The organism is Psychrobacter sp. (assembly GCF_018260395.1).
Lineage (GTDB): Bacteria > Pseudomonadota > Gammaproteobacteria > Pseudomonadales > Moraxellaceae > Psychrobacter.
Genome location: NZ_JAGLBC010000250.1, coordinates 1 through 1,395, shown reverse-complemented (window position 1 = coordinate 1,395; position 1,395 = coordinate 1). Strand labels below are relative to the sequence as shown.

Here is a 1,395-nt window from a genome sequence, read left to right as displayed (position 1 = left end):
GTTGACCCTCGATAAATTAACTAATAATTAGAAAAGCCTTATATTTCGTTGTAAGAGCTTTTATATAGTAAATGATAGAGTAAGAAAAAAAGGAGTAAACAGATGGGAAGTTTCAGCATAGTCATGTTAGTGATGGTAGCTCTGGTGATGTTCACCGTGTTTAAAGGTGTGCGAATCGTACCCCAAGGCTACAAATGGGTGGTACAAAGGCTAGGTAAATATCATCAAACTTTACAGCCTGGATTGAACCTGATTATTCCTTACGTGGATAATGTCGCTTATAAATTAACTACCAAAGACATAGTATTAGATATCCCGTCGCAAGAGGTTATTACTCGTGATAACGTAGTTATTATTGCCAATGCGGTAGCCTATATCAGTATTGTTCAGCCTGAAAAAGCCGTGTATGGGATTGAAGACTATGAGTATGGCATTCGCAACTTGGTGCAAACTTCGTTACGTTCTATCATTGGTGAGATGGACTTAGACAGTGCTTTATCGAGCCGTGATCAAATTAAAGCTCACCTTAAACAAGCCATCTCAGAAGATATTGCTGATTGGGGAATAACCCTAAAAACAGTTGAAATTCAGGATATTAATCCTTCTCAAACGATGCAGGCTTCGATGGAAGAACAGGCAGCAGCAGAGCGCTTACGTCGTGCCACGGTTACTCGTGCTGATGGTCAAAAACAGGCGGCTATTTTAGAGGCCGATGGGCGTTTGGAAGCTTCGCGCCGTGATGCTGAAGCACAAGTTGTACTGGCAAAAGGTTCAGAAGAATCTATTCGCTTGATTACGCAGGCAATGGGCGAAGAAGAAATGCCAGTGGTTTATCTGTTGGGAGAGCAATATATTAAAGCCATGCAGAATTTAGCAGAATCTGACAATGCCAAAACTGTGGTACTACCTGCTGATATATTAGGAACAATCAAAGGTATGGTGGGTAATAAGTTTAAAGTTTAGGTCATTTATCAGACGATACATTATGCCTTGGTGAATAGGTTAGTTTTTAATTTTTACTATCCTGTTAATCAATGTCCATTACTGCTATCAATTCAGTTACTATCAATTTAGTTATTAGCCTCTAAGTTACTAGCCTTTCCTCATAAGGTTTGTTACTAAGAGGCTATTTTTTTGTCCAAAAATTTAGGCCACAATATCAGTCATAACTTTTTAATCAGTCATAACTAATTGATCAGACATAACTACTGAAAAATCTACAAAGCTAACTTAGTAAGGAAAATAATATGACCCATAACGATAAAAATACATCCTTGAACACAGAACAAGCTATTAAGCTTAATCCCATCCTTCAAGGTGCTGCCCTACCTTATGATATATTAAATGAGCAATATCAGAATACAGCATACCCTGATACTAAGTTACAAATACGTG

The 1,395-nt window shown here is 37.9% G+C and carries 1 protein-coding gene; it reads left to right on the top strand.

What is annotated here, in order from left to right; translation table 11 throughout:
- Positions 1-102 precede the first annotated feature (102 nt).
- Complete coding sequence (locus tag QZ265_RS10885) at positions 103-963, top strand: SPFH domain-containing protein (protein WP_296406100.1); 861 nt, start codon at positions 103-105, stop codon at positions 961-963.
- The last annotated feature ends 432 nt before the right edge of the window (positions 964-1,395 follow it).